The organism is Rhodococcus sp. NPDC056516 (genome assembly GCF_042794655.1).
Taxonomy (GTDB): Bacteria; Actinomycetota; Actinomycetes; order Mycobacteriales; family Mycobacteriaceae; genus Rhodococcus_F.
Genome location: NZ_JBHTTG010000002.1, coordinates 149,308 through 175,890 on the forward strand (window position 1 = coordinate 149,308; position 26,583 = coordinate 175,890).

At 64.4% G+C, this 26,583-nt stretch carries 1 protein-coding gene; it reads left to right on the forward strand.

Translation table 11 applies throughout. From position 1 onward, the window contains the following. The gene (locus ACFQ6Y_RS05870) at positions 1 to 26,574 is read left to right on the forward strand and encodes a non-ribosomal peptide synthase/polyketide synthase (protein WP_378630109.1); all 26,574 of its coding nucleotides are present in this window, start codon (positions 1 to 3) and stop codon (positions 26,572 to 26,574) included. The last annotated feature ends 9 nt before the right edge of the window (positions 26,575 to 26,583 follow it).

Sequence of the window (26,583 nt, forward strand, 5' to 3'; positions counted from 1 at the left end):
ATGGATACCGACAAGAGGATCGATCCGCTGACCGGATCACGGAGTCTGCCGGCCGGGGCATTTCCTCTCTCGGCCGTCCAGCGCAGCATGTGGTTCGCGCAGCAACTTCACCCGACGGTTCCGTATTTCATCGCGCAGTACATCGAATTCCACGGCGACCTGGACATGCAGCTGCTCAGCCGCGCTGCGGTGGAGGCCGCCCACGAGTTCGAATCGCCATTTCTGCGGTTGATGTACCCGGACGGGGAACCGTGCCAGATCGTGGACTTCACGATCGATCCGGGTATCGACTACTTCGACTTCCGCGAGCGTGAGAACCCTCGGCAGGCTGCGTCGGAGTGGATGGACAACGATTACGCGACGACGCTCGACTTGACGCGTGATCGTCTCGTCGAGATGACAATTCTCCAAACTGGCGATCGAGACTACTTGTGGTACACCAGAATTCACCACGTTGCTCTCGACGGATACAGCGGAATGACGATAGTGAATCGAATTGCCGCGATCTACACCGCAGCAGTCGAGGGCCGGGAGCCTGCGGTGAACAAGGCGCTCGACGTCACGACACTGTCCGAACTCGACCAGAAGTACCGTGAATCAAGCCGATTCGACGCCGACCGCGAATACTGGGCCCAGCGCGTGTCCGGCGTCGAACACGGTTCTACGTTGGCCACGCGGGAGGGACCGCCGACTGCGCACAGTGAACTCGTCAGCGCCGCGATGTCGCCGAACAGTCTTGCCGCGTTGGACGAGTGGAATACACGTTCCGGTGCCACTGCGGCGGCGGTGCTGATTTCGGCACTGGCGTGCTATTTGTCCCGCAACACCGGCTACGACGACGTTCTGATCAACCTGCCGGTCTCGGCCAGGACCACGGCGCCGCTGCAACGGTCGGGCGGCATGCTGGTCAACGTCGCGCCGCTTCACATCCACGTCGACCCCGGCGAAAGCGTCGACGATCTGGTCGGGCGGGTTCAACTCGAACTTCTCGGTGCGCTTCGTCATCAGCGGTGCAGTCTCGAGGACATCCGGCGTGATGCAGGCCTGGCGGTCGGCGACGCGCGTCTGTCCGGTCCGATGATGAATGTGATGCTTTTCCGGCAGGAGATCACGCTGGGATCACTGACCGGCGAGTTCCACATCGTCACGTCGGGGCCGGTCGAAGATCTCCTGGTCAACGTGTACCAGAGCGGCGATCCGGCCCAGACGTTGATCGATTTTCGTGGCAACCCCAATCGCTACGATCACGACGAACTGGCTGATCACCACCGAGCCTTCACCGAGTTGGTCGCTGAACTGACAGCAGCGCCCGCCGGTACGCCGATGAACCGGATTCATCCGGCAAGTGCCGAGGCTGGAGCACGCAGTGCACAGCGGAGGGAACACGAGCGGTTCTGGGCGAGATACCTGGGGGACGCCGACGAGGGCTCGACACTGGGCCTCGAGACACTGGATCTCGGGCGAATCGACGCCGAATCGGAGCCGACCGGTACGAATCGACTGAGCCTCCCGCTCGATCCCGCGGTCGCCGAACTCGCACGCTCGGAAGGTGTCTCGCTCTTTGCCGTTGTCCATGCGGCATTTGCTGCATTGCTGTCGAGATCGACCGAGCGCCGGGACGTGTTGATCGGGACGAGGACCGAGTTGGGGACCTTGCCCCTACGCTGCGAGGTCGATCCGGCAGCACCGTTCGATGAATTCGTGGGTTCTCTTGCGCAAGAACACGATACGTTGCTGGTTCGATCGGCGACAGGTGTCCCCGAGCTGCCCGCGCTGCACGTCCGTCTCAACGACGGATCGCGGGAGACGACGATAGCCGGCCTCGACGTGGCGATCGAGGTCCACGCGGAGGCCAATGCCCTCGAGGTGGCGTACTCCGCACAGCACTACGCCGAATCCACGGTCCGAGGTTTCCTCTCGAGACTGGTGTGGGTCCTCTCCGGCGCAGCCGCAGCCCCGCAAACGCCGATCGGAGACCTCGATCTCCTCGACGAGTTGGAACGTGAGTCCCTGGTACCGGCACGGGGAGAGGTTGCGTCCGACCCGCTGACCCTCCCCGACCTCCTCCGCCGAGCCGCAGCTGTAAACCCCGATGCCCCAGCGCTCGTGTTCGGCGATCGTGAGGTGAGCTACCGGGAACTCGACGCCGAGTCGAACAAGCTCGCCCGCGAATTGATCGCCCGCGGGGTTGGCCCCGGCACCTACGTCGCCCTGGCATTGTCGAGGTCGATCGAATCCGTGACCGCGACGTGGGCGGTAGCCAAGGCCGGCGGAGCTTTTCTCCCGATAGATCCGCACTACCCCGAGGACCGTATTCGGCACATGCTCACCGATTCGGGAGCTGTTGTCGGAATCAGCGTGGGGGAGCACCACGGCGGGCTCGCCGACTCGGTGGATTGGCTTCTTCTCGACGAATTGAACGCCGACTGCTCGGATGCACCGGTTGACGATGCCGAACGTCATTCACGCGTGCACTACGACGATCCGGCGTACCTGATCTACACCTCCGGCTCGACCGGTGTTCCCAAAGGCGTGGTGGTCAGCCACCGCGGGCTGAGCAGCTTCGCCGACGAGGAGCGAGACCGGTTCGGAGTCGAACCGGGAGACCGCACACTGCATTTCTCTTCGCCGAGCTTCGACGCTTCGGTCCTCGAACTTCTCCTTGCCTTCGGCGGCGCAGCAACGATGGTGATCGCGCCACCGACGGTGTACGGCGGCGACGAACTGGCCCAGGTGATGCGCGTCGGCCGGGTGACACATGCCTTCGTCACCCCGGCCGCGCTCGCAACCGTCGATCCCGCCGGCCTGCCGGATCTTCGCGTGATCGTGACCGGCGGCGACGCCTGCTCGCCCGCACTGGTCGATCAGTGGTCACACGGACGCTCGATGTTCAACGCGTACGGACCGACCGAAACCACCGTCGTCGCCACCCTGACCGGACCGCTGAGCAGCGATGTTCCCGTCACCATCGGAAAGCCGATGCGCGGCGCCGCGGCCGTCCTCTTGGACTCACGGCTTCAACCGGTGCCCATCGGTGTCGCCGGCGAGCTCTACGTGAGCGGTATCGGTCTGGCGCGCGGGTACCACGCGCGTGCCACGATCACGGCCGAACGATTTGTTGCCGACCCCAACGGTGTTGCGGGAGAACGTATGTACCGCACCGGAGACCTCGCGAGGTGGAACGGCGCCGGTGAACTCGAGTACCTCGGCCGCAGCGACTTCCAGATCAAGATCCGCGGTTTCCGCGTCGAACTCGGTGAGATCGACGACGTACTGCGCCGCCATCCGAGCGTCGCCCAGGCCGTCGCCGCCGGAGTTGCGGGCCCGAGCGGGGAAACACTGTTGGCGGCGTACGTCACGGCGGCTGCGGGTACACACATCGACAACTCCGAGTTGATCGCCCACGCCGGATCCTCGTTGGCAGCTCACATGGTTCCGTCGCGGATCGTCGTACTCGATTCCATTCCCTTGACTCCGGCCGGAAAGATCGACAGGAAGGCGTTGCCGGACATCGATTCGGCGGGCGGCTCGGCCGAATACCGTGCACCCGAGACCTCGACCGAGAAGCGGATTTCGGCGGTGTTCTGCGATCTGCTCGGCATCACCCGGGCGGGAGCGGACGACAGCTTCTTCGACCTCGGCGGTGACTCGCTGATCGCTACTCGCGTCGTGTCCCGGGTCAACGGAGCGCTCGGGACGACGCTGAGCGTTCTCGACCTCTTCGAGGCACCGACAGTCTCCGCTCTGGCTGCACGCGCCGACCTGGCGGACTCGCGGAATACGCGCGCGCCTGCACTGACGCGTATCGATCGCCCCGATCGGATACCGGTATCTCTGGCGCAGCAACGAATGTGGCTGACCAATCAACTCGATCCGAACTCACCGGCGTACAACATCCCGATCGCGGTGAGAATGACCGGCGCTCTCGACGTCGATGCCCTGTTCACCGCCCTGCGGGACGTGATCGTCCGGCATGAGGTCTTGCGGACCGTTTTCCCCGAGAGCGCTCGCGGTCCGGTACAGCACGTTCTCGGTGTGGACGAGATGTTCGATCACCTCGAGGTGGAAACCGTTCCTGCCGCAGCGGCTTCCGTACGGGCGAGCGAACTGGCGCGAACGGGATTCGACGTCAGCGTATCGGTGCCGATCCGCGCGACTCTGCTCGAAGTGAACGAACTCGAACACACCTTGGTCCTCGTCGTGCACCACATCGCCGCAGACGGCCTGTCGATGGCCCCGCTGGCCCGTGACGTGATGGTCGCGTACGCCTCGAGGGCGAGCGGACGTGTACCGGCGTGGCTGCCACTGGAAGTGCAGTACGGCGATTTCAGCGAATGGCAACGCGGAGCGCTCGGCGAAGCGTCCGACCCGGATTCGATACTCGCCGAGCAGTTGCGGTTCTGGTCGCACACGCTCACCGAACGCGGCGAGCTTGCGGAACTGCCGATGGATCATCCGCGGCCGGCCGGTGTCTCGCTGCGCGGTCACGATCTCGATTTCCGCATCGACTCCGCGACGTACCGCCGGGTCGGCGAGATCGCGGCGCGCAGCGATGTCAGCGTCTTCATGGTGATCCACGCCGCGCTGGCCGTCCTGCTCAGCCGAGAATGTGGAGCGAACGACATCACGATCGGCACCCCGGTGGCCGGGCGTAGCGAGCGAGCCCTCGACGACGTCGTCGGAATGTTCGTCAACACGGTGGTGCTGAGGACGGTTCTCGACGGGGGACTCACCTTCGGCGAAGTTCTCACCCGTGTGCGCGACGTCGACGTGGCGGCCTTGCAGCACACCGAAGTGCCGTACGACGTACTCGTCGAGTCCCTCGCAGACAACCAGGCGCCGCTGTTCCAGGTCATGCTGGTGATGCAGGGCGCCGCTCCCACCGAAGTCACCTTGCCCGACCTCGACGTCATGGTTGACGAACTCTCCACGGGTGCAGCAAAGTTCGATCTTCAGGTCATTCTGACCGACCGCGGCGACCATCTCGACGGCCAGTTGAACTACGCCAGCCAACTGTTCGACTCGGACACCATGTCGGGCCTCGCCGATCGCTTCACGATGCTCCTCGACGCGGTAGCTGCCGACCCGGAATCCGTCGTCGGCGACGTCGACCTCACAGCCCCGGGCGAGGTGGAACTGGTCCTCGAGCGTTGGAATGCCACCGAGCACGCCGTACCGATCACCACCCTGGCCGACCTGGCGGCGGAGCAGGCAGCCCGGACACCCGAGCGGGCCGCGCTGATCTTCGGTGAGCGGACGCTGACGTATGCGGAGTTCGATGCGAGGGTGAGCGAACTTGCCAGAACCCTCATCGGCCGCGGCGTCGGCCCGGACATGCGCGTCGCGGTGTCGATTCGCCGGTCGGCCGAACTGCTGATCGCCGTCCACGCCGTGATCCGTGCCGGTGCGGCATATGTCCCGGTGGACCCCGATCATCCTGCCGAGCGCATTGCCTACGTCTTCGACATCGCGGAACCGATCTGCGTGCTGAGCCGACCCCAGGACCGCGGCGCCCTTCCCGCAGAGGTGCCGATCGTCGACGTCGATGTGGATCATCCGGTGTCCACGACGGCGCCGATCACGGACGCTGATCGGGTCGGACCCCTCCGTCCGGACAATGCTGCATACGTGATCTTCACGTCGGGATCGACCGGTCGACCGAAAGGTGTTGCCGTATCGCACCGTTCGATCGTCAATCGCCTACTGTGGATGCAGGACGCGTATCCACTTCACGCGTCGGACGTGGTGCTGCACAAGACTCCGGTGACATTCGACGTTTCGGTGTGGGAACTCTTCTGGCCCCTGCAGACCGGCGCGCAGTTGGTGATCGTGGAACCGGAGGGGCACCGTGATCCTGGATACCTGTCGGCGCTGATCGCCGAAAAGGGAGTCACGACGGCGCACTTCGTACCGTCGATGCTCGCGGAATTCGTCGCCGTCGCGTCTCCCGAGCAGTGCGCGAGCTTGCGCCAGGTGTTCTGCAGTGGTGAAGCTCTTGCGCCCACCACAGCGGAGGCGTTCACTCGTCTGAGTCCTGCAGGGTTGTTCAATCTGTACGGACCCACGGAAGCGGCCGTCGACGTGAGCGCCGCCGAATTCACCCCAGACATGACCGTCACCGTTCCCATCGGTGCGCCCGTGTGGAACACCCAGCTCTATGTCCTCGACGGAAGGCTGCACCCCGTCCCGGTCGGCGTGCACGGCGAGTTGTATCTGGCGGGAGTGCAACTGGCGCGCGGATACCTCGGGCGTAGTGACCTCACCGCCGACAGATTCGTTGCAGATCCGTACGGCCCGTCTGGCACCCGGATGTACCGAACCGGTGATGTCGTCCGGTGGCGCGCCGACGGGCTGCTCGACTATGTCGGTCGACGCGATTTCCAGGTCAAGATCCGCGGGCAGCGCATCGAACTCGCCGAGGTCGAAGCAGCGTTGCTCAGGCTGCCCGGTGTCGCGCAAGCTGCTGCTCTCGTCCATCACGACGACGTGGTCGGTGACAGTTTGGTCGGCTACGTCATCGCCGAGACCGGCACTTCGATCGACACGGACGGCCTACGCACCGAGTTGAGAGGTCTCCTTCCGGCCTACATGGTTCCCGCGGTGGTCATCGCCCTCGACGTGTTCCCTCTCGGTTCGACCGGCAAGCTTGATCGGAAGGCTCTGCCCGCGCCCAGCTTCGACAGCTCGCAGACGTATCTGGCGCCGCGAACACCGCTCGAAGCGCAGTTGGCGGCGATCTTCGAGGAGCTTCTGGAATCCGGGGCAGTCGGTGTTCACGACAATTTCTTCGAGATCGGCGGAAACAGCCTCGTCGCTGCACGCGCAGTGGCGCGAGTGAACGATTCGCTGTCGCTGAACTTGTCGATCAGAGAGTTGTTCGACGCGCCGACCGTTGCTCAGTTGGCGGTCGAGTGCGCCACGGCGCGAGGGGGACCGGCCGTCCTTCCGCTCGAGGCGTTGCCGAGGCCACAGTCGATTCCGCTGTCGCTGGCACAGAAGCGCATGTGGTTCGTCAATCAATTCGACGTCACGTCCGCGGCATACAACGTCGCCATAGCGATCAGGCTGAGAGGCCGTGTGGACGTTGCCGTGTTAAAGAGCGCGATCACCGACGTGCTCGATCGCCACGAATCGCTGCGCACGCTGTTTCCCATGATCGAGGGAGTACCGGCGCAGGTGATCGTGGAACCCGGTGAAGCGTTGGGCACGATGCCGGTGGTCGGCGCAGACGCCGAAGCGGTACTCACGGAGATCGAGCGCGTCACCTCGACGGGCTTCGACGTCACGCAGGCCCCGCCGATCCGGGCCGAACTGATCGAGGTCGACGCCGAAGATCACGTCCTGGCTGTGGTCGTCCATCACATCTGCGCCGACGGATTCTCGATGGCACCGTTGGCGTTCGACGTGATGAGCGCGTATTCGGCCAGACATCGAGGTGAGACCCCCGACTGGGCTCCTCTCCCGGTCCAGTACGCGGACTTCGCGATCTGGCAGGAACGGGCGCTCGGTCGGATCGACGAACCGGACAGTACGCTCGCCGGTCAGCTCGAGTACTGGACACGTCAGCTGGCAAGTGTGCCCGAGCTTCTCGCGCTTCCTGCAGATCGTCCGCGTCCGCGTGTGCAGGATCTCTCGGGCGGCGTCGTCCGGTTCGATATCGATGCCAGCATCCACCGTCGTCTGAGCGAAACCGCGATCGAACACCGAAGCAGTATGTTCATGGCGATTCACGCCGCCTACGCAACGCTCTTGGCCAGATTGTCCGGCATGGAAGACATAACGATCGGCTCACCGATCGCCGGGCGCGGAAATGCCCTGCTCGATCCGATGGTCGGCATGTTCGTCGGAACATTGGTCCTGCGCGCCGACGTGGACCCCTCGGCCTCCTTCACCGATCTCCTGGCCAGGGTTCGCAGCACCGACCTCGACGCCTTCGCTCACGCAGACGTTCCCTTCGAGCGCGTCGTCGATGCGCTCGCTCCGGAGCGGTCGACGTCACATTCACCGCTGTTCCAGGTGATGCTCGAGTTCAAGAACACCACTCGACCAGTTGTTCGTCTAACGGATCTCGACGTCGAAGTCCTCGAACTCGAATCCACCGTCTCGAATTTCGATCTGCAGCTCACTCTGGCCGAGACTTACGACGAGGACGGTCAGCCGGCGGGCATCGAGGCCGGATTCACCTACGCGAGAGCGCTGTTCGACGAGGCGACTGTCGACGGTTTTGCTCGGTATCTGATTCGTATTCTGGATGCCGTGACGGAGTCGCCGCACACACCGGTCGGCGACATCGATCTCGTGAGCGATCTCGACACGATCCGCACCGTCGCACCGGAACTTCCCGAGCAGGTTCACTTCTCGACGTTGCTCGAGCGGAGGTACATTGGCGAACCGCAGAGAACCGCGCTGGTTTTCGGCGACCGACATCTGACGTACTCCGAACTCGACCGCCGCGCCAACCGGCTCGCGAGACTGTTGATCAGCCGCGGGGCCGGCCCGGAATCCGTTGTCGCTCTGGCATTGCCGCGCTCACTGGAATCCGTGGTGGCGATCTGGGCGGTTGCTCGGACCGGCGCCGCGTTCGTACCCGTCGACCCGGCGTATCCCGTCGATCGTGTGCACCACATGATCAACGACTCGGGATCGGCCGTCGTTCTCACCACCGCCGAGCATGCCGGTGTCGTCCCGAACGAGGCGGACGCGATTCTGCTCGATCAGGCCGAGATCCTCGCGACCCTCGAACAGACCGGTGATCACCGGATAGAGGCTTCGGAACTGCTGGGAACCGCGTCTGTCGACAATCCGGCCTATGTCATCTACACCTCCGGTTCCACCGGCGTCCCCAAAGGCGTCATGGTCACTCACCGTGGGCTTTCGGCGCTCGCCGAGCAGGAGCGCAGTCGATTCGGAGTCGAGTCGACCTCCCGCACGCTGCATTTCAGCTCACCGAGTTTCGACGCCTCGATTCTCGAGCTCCTCATGGCGGTCGGTGCCGGGGCCACGATGATCATCGCTCCACCGAGCATCATCGGCGGAACCGAACTGACGAGCCTGATCGCCGATCAACACGTCACGCACGCCTTCATCACCCCAGCCGCTCTTGCCACGGTCGATCCGAGTGGACTGGACGAGTTGGTCTGCATCGGAACCGGCGGCGACGTCTGCCCGCCCGATCTCGTCGCCGCCTGGGTCAGTGATCACCGGATCATGATCAATGCCTACGGACCGACCGAATCGACGGTCGTAGCCAGCATCACCGAGCCGATGTCACCGACCGATCGGGTGACCATCGGACGGCCGTCGACAGGCATCACCGCGTGGGTTCTCGACAATCGCCTACACCGCGTCCCGGTCGGAGTGACGGGGGAGTTGTACGTCAGCGGCGACGGACTCGCCCGCGGCTACCGCAACCGCGCGGGCACCACCGCCGAACGGTTCGTACCCAATCCCACGGGCGGTGCCGGCACGCGGATGTACCGCACCGGCGACCTCGCCCGGTGGAACAAGAACGGAGAACTCGAGTATCAGGGCCGCGGCGATTTCCAGGTCAAGATTCGCGGATTCCGCATCGAACTCGGCGAGATCGAGGCAGTTCTGGCTCGCTATCCCGGCGTTGCACATTCCGTGGTGACGACGCTCGAACGTGACGGAGGCGCCGCACGGATCGTCGGATACGTAGTGCCTGCGAGCGACGCTCAGACTGTGGATCCCGAGGCCGTCATCGCGTTCGCGGGTTCGGCTCTTGCCCCGTACATGGTTCCCGCAGTGGTGGTCGTCCTCGACGAACTTCCGATGACAGCCAACGGAAAGCTCGATCGTCGAGCACTGCCGATTCCCGACTTCCGGGTAACCCAGGCACGCTCACGGGCAGCCGAATCCGATACCGAGCGCACGCTGGCCGCCCTGTTCGTCGACGTCCTCGGTGTCGAATCGGTGGGGGTCGACGACTCGTTCTTCTCGATGGGCGGCGATTCGATCATGTCGATTCAGCTTGTCGCCCGCGCCCGCGACGCGGGACTCGTGTTCACCCCGCGTGACGTCTTCGAGGTGAAATCGGTCGCCGGTCTTGCGGTATTGCTGGCGTCGACCAAGGACGACGAACCCGAGGTGCTCGAGGAACTTCCCGGAGGCGGCGTGGGTCACGTGCCCTTGTTGCCGGTCGCTCAGTGGTGGCTCGACCGGCTCGGCTCCGATCTCCAGGGGCTCGATTCGTTCTCCCAGGCCACCCTTCTCAATGCGCCGCACGGGCTCCACAGCGTGGAGCAGTTGACCGCAGCGCTTCAAGTCGTACTCGATCGTCACGACATCCTTCGCGCGCGCCTCGAACTCGACGGCGAGCGCAGGCTCGTCGTCGACGAGCCCGGATCTGTTGCAGCCGAGGACATCTGCCAGGTACTCGAAGTGGAGGCCGAGCCGGGCACCGCAGCGTTCGACGCGGCGATCGTCGACGCCCTGGGCGGTGCACGCCGAGAACTAGACCCCAGCCGGGGTGTGATGGTCCGTGTCGTCTGGCTGGCCGGCGTGCACAACACCGGCCGGTTGCTCCTGGTGATCCACCACCTCGCGGTCGACGGTGTCTCCTGGCGCGTCCTCGTACCGGAACTTGCGTCGGCTTTCCACCGCATCGATGCAGGCGAGGAACCGGAGCCTTCGTACTCGGGAACGTCGGTTCGTCGGTGGTCGTACGCGCTCCGTGACATCGCGCCCGATCGAAGAGTCGAATTGCCCAGGTGGCGTTCGATACTCGAAGGTGCCGACCCGCTGATCGGAACCCGGCCGCTGGACCCGCGGCTCGACACGTTCGATTCGGTCGGCCGAGTTGTCGCCGACGTACCCGTCGAACTGTCCGAAACAGTCCTGACCACGCTTCCGGCGCTGTTCGGTGGATCCGTCAACGACGGTCTCGTTGCTGCTCTCGCGCTGGCACTGACGCAGTGGAGGCAGGCACAGGGCATACGAACCGACAACGTGCTCGTCTCGATGGAGGGCCACGGACGCGAAGCTCACGTGGTCCCCGGAGCGGATGTGCTGCACACCGTCGGCTGGTTCACGAGCGTCTTCCCGATGCGGATCGACCTCGCCGACATCGACATCGCGAACGTGATGAGCAGCGGCCCCGACGCCGCGGTGGTGCTCAAGCGCGTCAAGGAAGAGCTACTGGGTGTTCCGGACAGCGGTATCGGGTACGGAGTTCTGCGTTACCTCGACGAGGTAGGCCGAGCGGTACTCGAAGACCTCCGCCAACCGCAGATCTCGTTCAACTATCTGGGGCGTTTTTCCGGCACCGAAGCCGGAGAGTCGCTGGGGGACTGGGCACTGGCCCGTGACGTCGATCTGGAAGCGGCAGCTCAGTCCGACATGCCCGTGGGTTCGGTACTGGACGTCAATGTCGTCACCACCGAAATCTCGGGTGCACCGCACATCGGCGCCACTATCGCCTATCCCACCGCCGTGCTGGCGGACGGTGATGCGCGCGCCATCGCAGAACTCTGGGTACAGGCATTGCGTGCTCTGGCCACATACGCCGAGCAGAGCGAACACGGTGGACTAACACCGTCGGACATCGACCTGGTCGACCTGGACCAGGAGTCCATCGATCGCCTCGAGCGCGAGTTCCCGACGCTGACCGACATCTGGTCCCTCTCGCCGCTGCAATCCGGACTGCTGTTCCATGCCCGCTACGCAGAACACACCGTGGACGCGTACACCGTCCAACTCACACTCGAACTCGACGGCGTCGACGCGTCCCGGTTGCACCGTGCCGCACAGGCGCTGCTCGACAGACACGAGAACCTACGCGCTGCGTTCACGACCGACACCGGTGGGAGATCGGTGCAGGTGATCAGCGCCGCCGTGGATGTGCCGTGGACCGAGATCGATATTTCCCCGTTGGCTCCCACCGAACAGGCGACCGAGATACGCGAACTCCTCCATGCGGATCGTGTGCGCGGCTTCGACATGGACACACCGCCCCTCCTGCGGTTCCTGCTTCTGCGTACTGGTGACGACGCATACCGGTTGATCCTGACCAACCACCACATCCTCCTCGACGGATGGTCGATGCCGCTGCTGGTCCGCGATCTACTCACCCTCTACGCCACGGACAGTGATCACAGCGCCATCCCGCGCGCGCATCCGTACCGGGACTATCTGAGCTGGATCAGCAGTCGTGACGAGAGCAAGTCGATCGAGGCCTGGGACGAAGCGCTTCGCGGACTCGACGATCCGACACTGCTCACCGGAACCCACGCAGTCGACGAGGACGGTGCAACCTCACGCTCGACCACCACCGCGCTCGGAGAACGTGAGACGGAACTCCTGCGCGGATTCGTCCGCTCCCGCGGTCTGACGACAGCATCCTTGATCCAGGTGGCCTGGGGAATCGTGCTCGCCGAACTCCTCGGCCGCGACGACGTCGTCTTCGGCGGAACGGTCTCCGGACGCCCACCCCAGGTTCCGGGCGTCGAGTCGATGGTGGGCCTGTTCATCAACACCGTCCCCGTGCGAGTTCGCCTCGACCCGCGAGAGTCTTTGGCAGCACTGTGTGTTCGTGTCCAAACCGAGCAGGCGCAGCTGTCCGATCACCACCACGTGGGTCTTTCCCACATCACATCGGCAGTAGGGGGTGCTGCATCATTCGACACCTTGACCGTCTTCGAGTCGTATCCCGTCGACCGCGGTGGACTCTCGTCCGGCACGGACATCGCCGGAATGCACGTCCTCGACGTCCACGACGCCGAGGACGCGGCGCACTATCCGCTCGCGATCGTCGCTTCCACAGCAGACGGACGCTTGCGGCTCAAGTTCGAGTATTTCCCGGGAGTCCTCGGCGATCACGACATCGACGCGATCGCGGACCGGTTGCTCCGCACCCTCGAACTGATCACTGCGCAACCGGATCTTCCGCTGGCAAAATTGCGTCTGATGCCGGATTCCGAAGTGCAGCAACTTGTTCCCGCGCGAGGAAAGCAAGGGCGCTCAGTCAGGACACTCGATCGCATCTTCGAGGACACGGCGAGCAGATTCCCCGAACGAATCGCACTGTCCTGTGGTGAGAGAAAGATGACCTACCGAGAACTGGACGAGGCCTCGAATCAGTGGGCACGCGTGCTGATCTCCGAAGGCGCCGGCCCGGACTCACGGGTGGCGATCTGTGTGGAACGTTCCTTCGAATCCGTGGCAGCCGTCTGGGCGATCACCAAGACCGGCGCCGCCTTCGTGCCGATCGATCCGCGCTACCCGAGTGACCGGATCTCGTTCATGCTCGAGGACTCGGCATCCTCGCTCGGATTGACCACTGCAGCCCACCGACCCGGCGAAGTTGGTGCGACGCAGTGGCTCGAACTCGACGATCCGACGAGCATCGCTCGGCTCTCCGGAGTGTCCACGGCGCCGCTACGCGAAGACGAGCGCCGAGGAACCCCGCGGTTGGAGAACACCGCCTACCTCATCTACACCTCGGGCTCGACCGGCCGACCCAAGGGCGTCGTCGTCACCCATACCGGCCTCGAGAACTTCGCCGACGAACAGCGCCATCGCTACGGTCTCACGGAGAATTCGCGCGCACTGCACTTCGCCTCACCGAGCTTCGACGCCTCCGTTCTCGAATATCTGCTCGCCTTCGCCGTCGGCGGCGAATTGGTCGTAGCTCCCACCACCGTCTACGGAGGAACCGAACTTGCCGACGTTCTCCGGGACGGACACGTCACCCACGCGTTCATCACGCCCGCAGCGCTGACGTCGGTGGACCCCGAGGGAATCGACGAACTGACCACCATCACAGTGGGAGGCGAGGCCCCCTCGGCAGACCTGGTGCGCACCTGGGCGCCGGGAAGATCGTTCGTCAACGTCTACGGTCCCACCGAAACCACCATCTCCTGCAATCTCAGTGACCCCATACCAGCCGGCGACAAGGTCTATCTCGGGCCGCCGAACCGAGGATTCAGCGAAGTTGTCCTCGATCGCAGACTCCAACCGGTATCTGTCGGTGTTCCCGGGGAGCTGTACGTGGCGGGAGTCGGACTCGCGCGTGGCTATCACGGGCGCTCACCACTGACGAGCGAACGATTTGTCGCCAACCCGTACGGCGAGCCGGGGGAGCGGATGTACCGCACCGGCGACGTCGTGCGCTGGCGCAGTGATCGCACCATCGAGTACCTCGGACGCAGCGACTTCCAGGTCAAGATCCGCGGTTTCCGCATCGAACTCGGCGAGGTCGACACTGCACTGGGTCAACTGCCGGGCGTCGAGTACGCGGTCACGCTGGCGGTGCGCGGACCGTCGGACGAGCAGGCTCTGGCGGCGTACGTCGTCTGCGACGACGAACACCCCGTCACCGCCGAGGACATCCGGGCAGCGGCTCGAGAGGTGCTTCCGGCACACATGGTGCCCGCGAGCGTCGTCGTGCTCGACGAACTGCCACTCACCGGCGTCGGCAAGGTCGATCGGGCTGCTCTCCCGAAGCCTCGCTTCGACACCGATGCCGAAACGTTCACGGCAGCGACCACCGAGTTGGAACGACTGGTGGCGGGCGTCTTCGAGGACGTGCTCGGAGTGACCCCGATCGGTATCGACACCCACTTCTTCGACGTCGGCGGAAACTCACTGACCGCGACGCGCGTCATCGCCCGCGTCAACGCGCTCCTAGGCACCGACATCGGCGTACGAGGATTGTTCGAGTCTCCGACAGTTCGGCAGCTCTCGCGTCTGGCCGAGAGTGTCGGCCGCGGCGAAAACCCCCGACCACCGTTGACTCGACGGTCTCGCCCGGACCCACTGCCCGTGTCGCTGGCGCAGAAGCGGATGTGGTTCCTCAACCAGTTCGACGTGACGTCACCGGCCTACAACGTTCCCCTGGCCGTGCGCCTCGACGGCGATCTGGACTTCGCCGCATTGCAGGCAGCGGTAGCGGACGTACTGGGCCGCCACGAAAGCTTACGGACGAAGTTCCCCTCGATCGACGGACAACCGGTACAGCAGGTTGTCTCCGCCGAGGCGGTCATCCCGATCCTGGAACCGGAGATCGTCGCTGCTGCACAAGTTTCCGATCGAATTCTCGAATTGGCCTCGGAAGGGTTCGACGCCTCGGCGGATGTCCCCATCCGCTGCGCAGTCCTACGCGTGGACGGGGACACACGCAGACACGTGCTCGTGATCGTCGTCCACCACATCGTCGCCGACGGGTTCTCGATGAACCCCCTGGCCGTGGACGTGGCAGCGGCCTATGCGGCCCGCAGCGCCGGCAGCGCGCCGAGCTGGTCGGAACTGGCCGTGCAGTACGGCGACTTCGCGTTGTGGCAGCACGAGGTACTCGGCTCCGAAGAAGATCCGGACTCCGCCCTGACCCGTCAGCTCGACTACTGGAAAGACCGTCTCGTGGGACTCGGTGAGCCGATCGCGCTGCCGACGTCGTTCCCGCGTCCGGCGAAGCCCTCCATGGCGGGCTCGGTGCACCGGTTCGCTGTCTCACCGCAGATCCATCGAGCGCTGACCGACCTGGCACGCGAGCACGGCAGCACGATGTTCATGGTCATGCATGCAGCGCTGGCGGTGCTTGCAGCGCGTCTGGCCGGAACCGAGGACATCGCCATCGGTACACCCGTCGCCGGCCGCGGAGAGGCCGAACTCGATCACCTGGTCGGAATGTTCGTCAACACACTTGTGCTGCGAACGCAGATCACGCCCGACGCATCGTTCGAGGACGTACTCGCCCAGGTTCGTGAAGGTGATCTCGGTGCGTTCCAACACGCTGACCTGCCCTTCGAAAGGTTGGTCGACGCACTCGACCCGGAACGCTCGACGTCACACACTCCGTTGTTCCAGATACTCATCGAGTTCCGCAACAACGCACTACCGCAACTCGAACTGCCGGGGCTGTCGGTCTCGGGAGTCGAGTTCGACCTTCCTGTCGCCAAGTTCGATCTCCAACTCGCGGTCACCGAACGGTACGACGCGGACGGAGATTCGGATGGTATCGACGCCGAATTCGTCTACGCCACAGACCTGTTCGACGCTGATTTGATCGAATCGTTCTCACACCGGCTGATCACCCTCCTCGAGGCGGTCTCCCGAGACCCGTCGACTCCTACCGGCGACATCGACGTCGTCGGCGCCGACGAGCGTCGACAGATGCTGACCGAGTGGAACACTCACGCCGAACCGGCTCCGGCCGACAACATCGCGGACCGATTTTTCGAGGCTGTTGCAGCGCATCCGTCGTCGACCTCGGTCAACGACAGCGACGGCGCAATGACGTACGCCGAACTGGACGGGCGCGCGAACCGCCTGGCGCGGCTTCTGATCAGTCGCGGTATCGGTCCGGAATCCGTGGTGGCCGTTGCGATGCCCAGAACGACCGACCTCGTGCTCGCCCTTGTCGCCGTCATCAAGACCGGCGCGGCATACCTGCCGATCGACATCACCTATCCGGCGGAGCGGATGCGATTCCTCTTCGACGACGCGCGGCCGGTGTGCCTGGTCACGACCGGAGACTTCCGCAACGATCTGCCGTCGGAGATCATCGAATCCGGCATCGACATCGTCGAACTCGGATCGTCGGAGATCGCCGTACGCCTCGATCACTCCGCGCCACATCGCATCACCGACGCGGACCGGACGACACCACTTCTGCCCGACGCTGTCGCGTACGTCATCTATACCTCCGGATCCACAGGGCGCCCCAAAGGTGTCCAGGTCAGCCATCGAAACGTCCTGACTCTGATGGACAACACGTCCCCGACGTTCGGGTTCGACGACTCGGACGTGTGGACGATGTTCCACTCGTACGCATTCGACTTCTCCGTCTGGGAACTGTGGGGTCCGCTGCTGCACGGTGGCCGGTTGGTCGTCGTCGACTACTACACGACCAGATCGCCCGACATGTTCCACGAACTGCTTCGCCGTGAGCGAGTGACGGTGCTGAACCAAACACCCACCGCCTTCTACCAACTCGCCGAGGCCGACCGCGCGTACACACCCAGCGGCGCGGACCCCGACCTTGCCCTGCGTTACGTCGTCTTCGGTGGTGAAGCTCTCGATCTCGGCCAATTGCGCAAGTGGTATGACCGGCGCGCCGACACGGCGCCGACGCTGGTCAACATGTACGGGATCACCGAGACGACAGTGCACGTCAGTCGAATCGCGCTCGACCGCAACGACAGCGAGCACGCGTCGGCGAGCATCATCGGGCGCGCGGTACCAGGATTGTCCGTCTACGTACTCGATCGGCGACTGAACCTGGTACCACCAGGTGTTGTCGGCGAAATGTACGTCGCCGGTGATCAGGTGACTCGGGGATACCTCGGGAAACCCGCATTGACTTCGGTACGGTTCCTTCCCGATCCATTCGGTAGTTCGGGGGATCGAATGTATCGGAGCGGGGACCTGGCGAGGTGGAACGACGCGGGGCAGTTGGAGTACGTGGGCCGCAGTGATTTCCAGGTGAAGGTGCGTGGTTTCCGCATCGAACTCGGAGAGATCGAAGCCTCGATGCTCCGCTGCCCCGGCGTCGCGGCCTCCGTGGCGCTCGTGCGTACCGACGGCGCCTCACCCCGGATCGTCGGGTACGTGGTCGCCGAGACAGGCAGTGCCGTCGATTCCGCGACGGTGACCGACTTCGTCTCCGCCGAACTCGCGGAGTACATGGTGCCCACCGCGATCGTCGTCCTCGAATCACTGCCGCTGACCGTCAACGGAAAGCTCGACCGACGCGGCCTCCCGGCACCGGACTTCGCCGTCGTGGGAACAACGGAGGCGACGCGGGCACCGGCCACCGCTACCGAGGCGGTCCTCGCGGACCTGTTCGCGGAAGTGCTGGGGCGGGGCAGTATCGGAGTGGACGATTCCTTCTTCGGTCTCGGCGGCGATTCGATCATGTCGATCCAACTCGTCTCACGGGCGAAGTCCGCAGGCCTCATCTTCACTCCCAGGGACGTCTTCGAAGCGAAGACGGTTGCCGGCCTCACCAAGGTCCTCCTCGTCGAATCAGCGGCAGCTGCACCAGTTCTCGAGGAGCTACCCGGCGGGGGAGTCGGCACCCTACCGCTCACTCCGATCATGGAGTGGCTCGTCGAACGCAGTCGCGGAGACCTGAGCACGATCCGCAGTTACAGCCAGAGTGCGCTCATCGCACTGCCAGCCGATGTGTCCGGACCCGCGCTGGAGCGCGCACTGCAAACGATCCTCGATCGTCACGACGTACTGCGGGCGCGTCTGGACACCGCGACACACCAACTCGAGATCCGCGAACCCGGCACCGTCGCCGCCTCCGACGTCCTGCGCCGAACCCCCATCGTGTCCACCAGCGGCGAAGAATTCGTGGCCGCCGCGGAAGCCGCGATGCAGAACGCATCCAGCCGTCTCGATCCCGAACACGGAAAGATGATCAGCGCACTCTGGTTGGATCCCGTCAGCGCGAACGGCAACCAGGCCGAGGCCGGCCGGTTGCTCCTGGTCCTTCACCACCTCGCGGTCGACGGTGTGTCCTGGCGAATGCTCGTCCCCGGCCTGGTCACCGCTTACGCCTCGGCGTTCGACGGCGAAACGCCGATGCTTCCGCCCGGCGGAACGTCGATACGCCGTTGGGCGACAGCCCTCGCCGAGACCGCCGCGAATCGACGTGACGAGGTCGAATTGTGGTCGAGAATGCGGGCCGACGAGCCACCGCTCGGAACGCGCGGACTCGACCCCGCCGTGGACATCGGTTCCACTGTCGACCGCGTCAGCGTCGACGTTCCGACCACGGTGACCGAGAACATCATCTCGACGGTGCCTCAACATTTCGGGGGCTCGGTCAACGACGGGTTGCTCGCAGCTCTCGCGATTGCCGTCACCGCCTGGCGTCGATCTCGCGGACAGCGCAGCGGTGAAGTGCTTCTCAACCTCGAAGGACACGGCCGCGAGGAGAACGCCGCACCGGGTGCCGACCTCTCGCGCACGGTCGGCTGGTTCACCACCTTGTTCCCCGTGCGGATCGACCTGACCGGACTCAACGTCGTCGATGCTCTGTCCGGTGGAACAACCGCGGCCTCGGCCGTGAAGCTCGTGAAGGAAACGCTGCTCGACATTCCGGACAACGGAATCGGTTTCGGCATGCTCAAGTACCTCGATCGAAACGAAGACCTGCGGGAGTTGCCCACACCGCAGATCTCGTTCAACTACCTCGGACGATTTGCCGGCTCGGATCCCGAGCACGGCGAAGTGCCGTGGCTGCCGATCTCCGAAGTGACCCTCGACGAAGCGCACAGCGGAGAGCTTGCTGCCGCGTCGGTACTCGACATCAACGCCGTCACCACCGACACCGCACACGGTCCCATTCTGCGGGCTACCTGGTCCTTCCCCCGCGGCATCCTCAGTGAGGCTGAAGTCACCGAACTGGCGGAGCTCTGGGCCACTGCACTCGGCGCGCTGAGTTCGTACGTCGACGAACACTCCGAGCGTGAGCTCACGCCCACCGATCTCGATCTCGTCACCGCGGACCAGCAGAGCATCGAGCAACTCGAGCGCAGATTCCCCGACCTGACCGACATCTGGTCACTGTCACCTCTGCAATCGGGCATGCTCTTCCACGCCCAGTTCGACGAAACGGAAATCGATCCGTACATGGTGCAACTGACCCTCGAGCTCGGGGGACGGGTGGAAGCGCCGCGACTGCGCCGCGCCGCGCAGGCCTTGGTCGATCGTCATCCGAGCCTGCGCGCGGGATTTGTCTCCGCGCCAGGAGGTCGGGCGCTGCAAGTGATCCGGTCCGGAGTCGAGATCAGCTGGACCGAAATCGACCTGTCCGGGGCCGAGGACAGCGAACTCGCGTTCGCTCAGCTGCTCGAGAGTGATCGCGCTGAGCGTTTCGACATGGAAACAGCCCCACTGATCCGGTTCATGCTCGTGCGAAACGGACCGGACGCGGCACGCTTCGTCGTGACGAACCATCACATCCTGCTCGACGGCTGGTCCACTCCGCTGTTGCTTCGAGACCTGCTCACTCTCTACGCAACTGACGGCGACCCCGAGATTCTGCCCAGAGTTCAGTCGTATCGCGACTACCTCACCTGGATCTCGAAGCAGGAACCCGAGATTTCGCTGCGGGCGTGGCAGGAAGCGCTACGAGGCGTCGACACATCCACCCAACTCTCGCAGGCAAGCACCGCCGCCGAAACCGTGGCGAGTGACATTCACTCGTACTCACTGCCGACCGAACGAGCCGAAACTCTCCGGGCATTCGCGCGAAGCCGCGGTCTGACCATGGCGACCCTGGTCCAAGTGGCCTGGGGAATCGTGCTCGCCGAACTCCTCGGCCGCGACGACGTCGTCTTCGGCGGAACCGTCTCAGGACGCCCACCCCAGGTGTCAGGCGTGGAATCGATAGTCGGCCTGTTCATCAACACCGTCCCGGTGCGAGTCCGCCTCGACGCCCGAGAAACCCTCGCGGAACTGGCCATTCGCGTCCAATCCGAGCAGGCGGCACTGCTCGACCACCACCACATCGGCCTGTCGGACATCGCGGGAGCAGTCGGCGCTGCCGGATCCTTCGACACACTGACGGTGTTCGAGTCGTATCCCGTCGACGAGGCAGCCCTGACCGCCGAAACCGACATCGCGGGTATGCACGTTCTCGGCATCGACGGACGCGACTCGGCGCACTACCCGATCGCCGTGGTCGCGTCGGAAAGTCACACGCTCAACTTGAAGATGGAGTACCTGCCCACGCACTTCTCGGCGCGCGAAGTCGCGAAGATCACCGAGCGCGTCGGCATCGTCCTCGAACATCTGGCCTCGGCACCGGATCAACCGCTCGCTCGCCTGCAGGTACTCACGGAGTTCGAAAGCCGCGATCTTGCGCCGGTCTTCGGATCCCCGGGTCGCTCCGCTCGAACGCTTCCGGAAATACTCGCCGACGTTTCCGCCACATATCCCGACCGCATCGCGCTCTCGTCCGGCAATCGCTCCATGACCTACGCCGAACTCGACCGGCGCTCGAACCAGATGGCCAGAGCCATGATCCGCCGCGGCGCCGGACCCGAAACGTCGGTTGCCATCGGCATCGAACGGTCCATCGAATCGGTTCTCGCGGTCTGGGCGGTCGCCAAGACCGGCGCAGCTTTTGTCCCCGTCGACCCCACCTATCCGGCCGACCGAATCGAACACATGCTCAGCGATTCCGAAGTGCTGTTCGGGTTGACCGTCGTCGACGCCATCGAGACATTGCCACCGATCGTGTCCTGGTTGGTGCTCGGAGAAGAAGCCTTCGACGACGACGTCGCCACCAGTTGCACACTGCCGATCGCCCAGGACGAACGGCCCGCACCGGTGGCCATGGACAACGCCGCCTACGTGGTCTACACCTCGGGATCCACCGGACGACCCAAGGGAGTGGTCGTCACCCACACCGGACTCGACAGCTTCGCACTCGATCAGCAACGCCGATTCCACGCCGATCACCACTCTCGGACCCTGCACTTCGCCACCCCGAGCTTCGATGGAGCCATCTTCGAGTACCTGCAGGCATTCGGTGTCGGAGCAACCATGGTGATCGTCCCGACCGACATCTACGGCGGAGCCGAACTGGCAAGTCTGATCCGTCGCGAACACGTCACTCATGCGTTTGTCACCACAGCGGCACTCGCCACCGTCGACCCGGCCGGCCTGGACGAATTCCGGCACGTCGTCGTCGGGGGAGAGACACTGCCACCGCACCTCGTCGGTCTGTGGGCTCCCGGACGAGAATTCGTCAACGCCTACGGCCCGACCGAGACAACCGTCATGGCAGACATCAGCGAACCCATGACGGTGGGCGCACCCATCACTATCGGTGGCCCGATCCGCGGTGTGCACGAGATGATCCTCGATTCGCGCCTGCAACCGGTACCCGTCGGAGCTCCCGGCGAGCTGTACATCGCCGGAATCGGCCTGGCTCGCGGATACCACCGCCGTCCCGGTCTGACCAGTGAGCGATTTGTCGCCGACCCCTTCGGCAAGCCGGGTGACCGGATGTACCGCACCGGTGACATCGTCTCCTGGCGAAGCGATCACACCATCGAATACGTCGGGCGCAGCGACTTCCAGGTCAAGATTCGCGGATTCCGCATCGAGCTCGGTGAGGTGGACGCCCAGATCACCGCAATGGCGACTGTCACGAACTGCGTGACACTCGGCGTCGACGGACCGGCCGGAGCGACTGTCCTCGCGTCCTACCTCACAGTCGAGGAAGGATCGACGCTCACGGGCGCCGAGATCACCGCGCACCTTGCCGGACGTGTTCCGTCGCACATGGTTCCGGCCAGCATCATGATCGTCGACGAGCTTCCCCGCACCGCGGTCGGCAAGCTCGACCGAAAAGCGTTGCCGACCCCGGAGTTCACCGGAACCGCCGTGGAATTCCGGGCCCCCGGTACCAGCCTCGAACGCCGGATAGCCGATGCGTTCATCGATGTACTCGGCGTCGAGCGAGTAGGCCTGGACGACAACTTCTTCGAACTCGGCGGCAACTCACTGATCGCCACTCGCGTCGTCTCGCGGCTAAACTCCGCCCTGAAAATCGACGTCGGGGTACGCGTGCTGTTCGAAGCGCCCACGACCGCCCAGCTCGCCGAGCGGCTTTCCAACGCCGTCACTGCCGTCGGCACAGTGCCGCTCACTCCCATGGAGCGCGTCGGCAACGTCCCGCTGTCACTGGCGCAGAAGCGCATGTGGTTCCTCAACCAATTCGACACACGATCGGCCGCCTACAACATCCCACTGGCAGTGCGCCTTACCGGTGATCTCGACGTCGCCGCCATGCAACAGGCGATCGCCGACGTCGTCGAGCGCCACGAAACACTGCGGACCGTGTTCCCCGCCGTCGGCGGCGATCCGATTCAGAAAGTCCTCACCGCCGACGAGGCAATACCTCCGGTCCGTGAAATGACGTTGGGGGAGCACGAACTCACAGAGCGCATGCAACGGCTCGCCACCACCGGCTTCGACGTGTCGGTCGACCTACCGCTGCGCGTGGCACTCTTCCGACTCGACACCGACGAACCCGTTCACATTCTGTTTGTCGTCGTCCACCACATCTGCGCCGACGGTTCGTCGATGGCGCCGCTCGCACGCGACGTCATGGCGGCCTATCTGGCGCGTACGGCCGGAACCGAGCCCACGTGGGCACCACTCGAAGTGCAGTACGCGGACTTCACGTTGTGGCAGCGTCAGGTCCTCGGATCGGAAGACGATCCGGAATCTGTCATCAGCCGCCAACTGCGCTACTGGAGTGAGCAACTCGCCGGACTCGACGATGTCATCGCTCTGCCCACCGACCACCCGCGGCCCGTGCAACAGACCTTCCACGGTGACCGATTCACCTTCGACATCGACGCGAACACTCACCGCGCGCTCGCGGACCTGTCCAGGTCCCACGGCGTCACGATGTTCATGGCACTGCACGGCGCACTGGCCGTGCTGATGTCGAAGCTGTCCGGCGCAGACGAGGTCACCATCGGCACCCCGATCGCCGGCCGCGGTCAGGCAGCGCTCGACCACCTCGTCGGAATGTTCGTCAACACGCTGGTCCTGCGAACCAGCGTCGATCCCGACATCACGTTTGCCGAACTGGTGGAACACATCCGCGAAATCGATCTGGCCGCATTCCAGAACTCGGATCTACCTTTCGAGCGGCTCGTCGACGTGATCAACCCGACCAGATCCACGTCGTACTCGCCGCTGTTCCAAGTAGCCCTCGAACTTCAGAACAACGAACCCGCGCACTTCCACCTGCCCGGCCTCGACATCGACGGGCTGACCGTGGAAACCAAATTCGCGAAGGAAGACCTCGAGCTGATCGTCGACGAGAAGTTCGACGAGACCGGCGCCCCTGCCGGGATGTCCGCTGCCTTCGACTTCGCGACGGATCTGTTCGAACCCGGCACCATTCGGCGGTTTGCCGACCGACTTCGCCTGATCCTGGGCGCTGTCGGACGTGAACCGGCAACACGCATCGCCGACATCGGTATCCTCGCCGCCGACGAAACAGCCGCTCTGGTGCCGGCATCCGGTGCAGCCGCGACTCGAGCGCGCGTGTGGCCGGAGATCCTCGCCGAAGCAGTCGCCTCGAACCCGGATGCACCAGCCCTCTCGAGTCGTGAGAGGTCGATGACCTACCGCGAACTCGACGAGGAATCGACAAAGCTGGCGAGAGCGCTGTGCCGGCGCGGTGTCGGACCCGAAGATTTTGTGGCCTTGGGTCTGCCGCGGTCCGCCGCGGAGATCGTCGCCATCTGGGCGGTCACGAAGACCGGGGCAGCATTCTTGCCCGTCGACCCGAACTATCCCGACGACCGCATCAACCACATGCTCGACGATTCGCGGGCCGTACTCGGCATCACCGACGACGCTCACCGCAGTCAACTTCCCGACACGGTCGAGTGGATGGTCCTCGATGAAGCGGAGACCGTCGACGAGATCGAGCGCCAGAGCGTCGCCGCGATCACCGATCGCGACCGCACGATCCCACTGCATCACGGGCATCCCGCGTACCTGATCTACACCTCGGGTTCGACCGGAAAGCCGAAGGGCGTCATCGTCACCCACCTCGGGTTGTCCAACCTCAACGCCGAAGAACACAAGAGATTCAACGTCCAGCCGTACTCGCGGATCTCGCACCTGGCATCACCGAGCTTCGACGCCTCCGTCTTCGAACTCATGATGGCGTTCGGCAGCGGAGCCTGCCTGGTCGTCATCCCACCCACCGTCTTCGGCGGATCCGAGTTGGCCGAAATCTTTGCCGACGAACACGTCTCACACGCGTTCATCACACCGACCGCGCTCAGCTCCATCGAAAGCTCCGCGCTGCCAGAACTCCGCGTGCTCGCCGTCGGCGGCGAAGCCTGCCCACCCGAACTCGTGGACATCTGGGGCCGAGACCGTCGCATGTTCAACGGATACGGACCCACCGAATCCACGATCCAGGCCAGCGTCAGTGAACCCATGCGACCGGGCAAGGACATCAACATCGGCCGTCCGGCCATCGGCTTTGCCGGCCTGGTTCTCGACGGGCACCTCAAGCCCGTGCCGGTGGGAGTCATCGGGGAGCTGTACGTGACCGGCCCCGGACTCGCCCGCGGGTACCACAATCGTCCCGACCTCACCGCCGACCGATTTGTCGCCGATCCCTTCGGCGAACCAGGCCAGCGGATGTACCGCACGGGCGACCTGGTGCGCTGGCGCTCCGACAGCACCCTCGAATACCTGGGCCGCAGCGACTTCCAGATCAAGGTCCGCGGATTCCGCATCGAGCTCGGCGAAATCGACTCTGTCCTGATGGCACACCCCTCCGTCTACTTCGCCGCGACACTCGGGCACGAAGGGCCGTCGGGGGAGACGATGATCGCCTCCTACATCCAGCCCGTGGATGGACAGACCGTCGATGACTGGGAGCTTCGACGCCACCTGTCTTCTCGTCTACCTGCGCACATGGTTCCCGGCGCGATCGTTGTCGTCGACCGCATACCGGTGACGCCGGTCGGCAAGCTGGACCGCAAAGCACTGCCGACACCGAGCTTCGAGCGTCGTACGGTTCCGTACGCACCGCCGACCAACGGCACCGAACGAACAGTCGTCGACATCTTCGAGACCGTGCTCGGTCACGAACACATCGGCGTGGACGACGACTTCTTCGAACTGGGAGGAACGTCGATCGTGGCCACCCGGATCACCATCGAACTCGAAAAGCGCCTCGGGATGCGGGTGCCGTTGCAGGCACTGTTCCTAAATCCGACGCCTGCCGGTGTCGCCCGGGCGGCCGACGGAATGGACGCACACTCGCCGGACGACTCGTCGGATCTGCTTGCCCCGATGATCACGCTGCGCGCCGGATCCGATCGTGCACCACTGTTCTTCGTTCATCCAGGTATCGGATTGTCCTGGGGCTACGCGGAATTCGTCAAGCATCTCGAGCTGGATCAACCCGTATACGGTCTGCAGCTACCGTCACTGAGCGGCGGGCCCAGCTTCGACTCGCTGACCGAACTCGCCGACGACTACGCGAATCGCATTGCAGCGGTGGCATCGACCGGCCCGATCCATCTGGCCGGCTGGTCGCTCGGCGGCGTCATCGCACACGCCGTGGCGCACAGGCTCACTCGGAGCGGACGTGACGTGACGCTGTCGATCCTCGACAGCTATCCATCGTCCGATTCCGATCAGCCCGCTGAACTCTCGGTCTCCGAACTGCTGGCGGGGCTCGCGATGCCTGCGGGATCGAAGACAGTCGAGACTTTCGAAGAAGCGGCGGAATTGCTGGAGCGGACCCTGGGAGCCGGGATCGGGATCGAAGCGGAGCATCTAGCGCGGATCAGTCGCGGTTACTCCCACTCCGTCGCGTTGACGAATCAGCACCGACCGCCGGTTCACGCCGGAGACATCGAGTTCTTCGTCGCCGGAAGGTCGAGCGAAAACGGACACGATGTGGCCGAATGGCGCCGGTTCGTGACGGGTGACATCCGCGTCGTCGAAGTCGACTGTGAACACAACCAGATGATCGAACCGGGGCCTGCGGCATCCATAGCTGTACGATTGCGAGAAGTTATCGCTCAGTGGGGTGTCTGAATCAGGTTC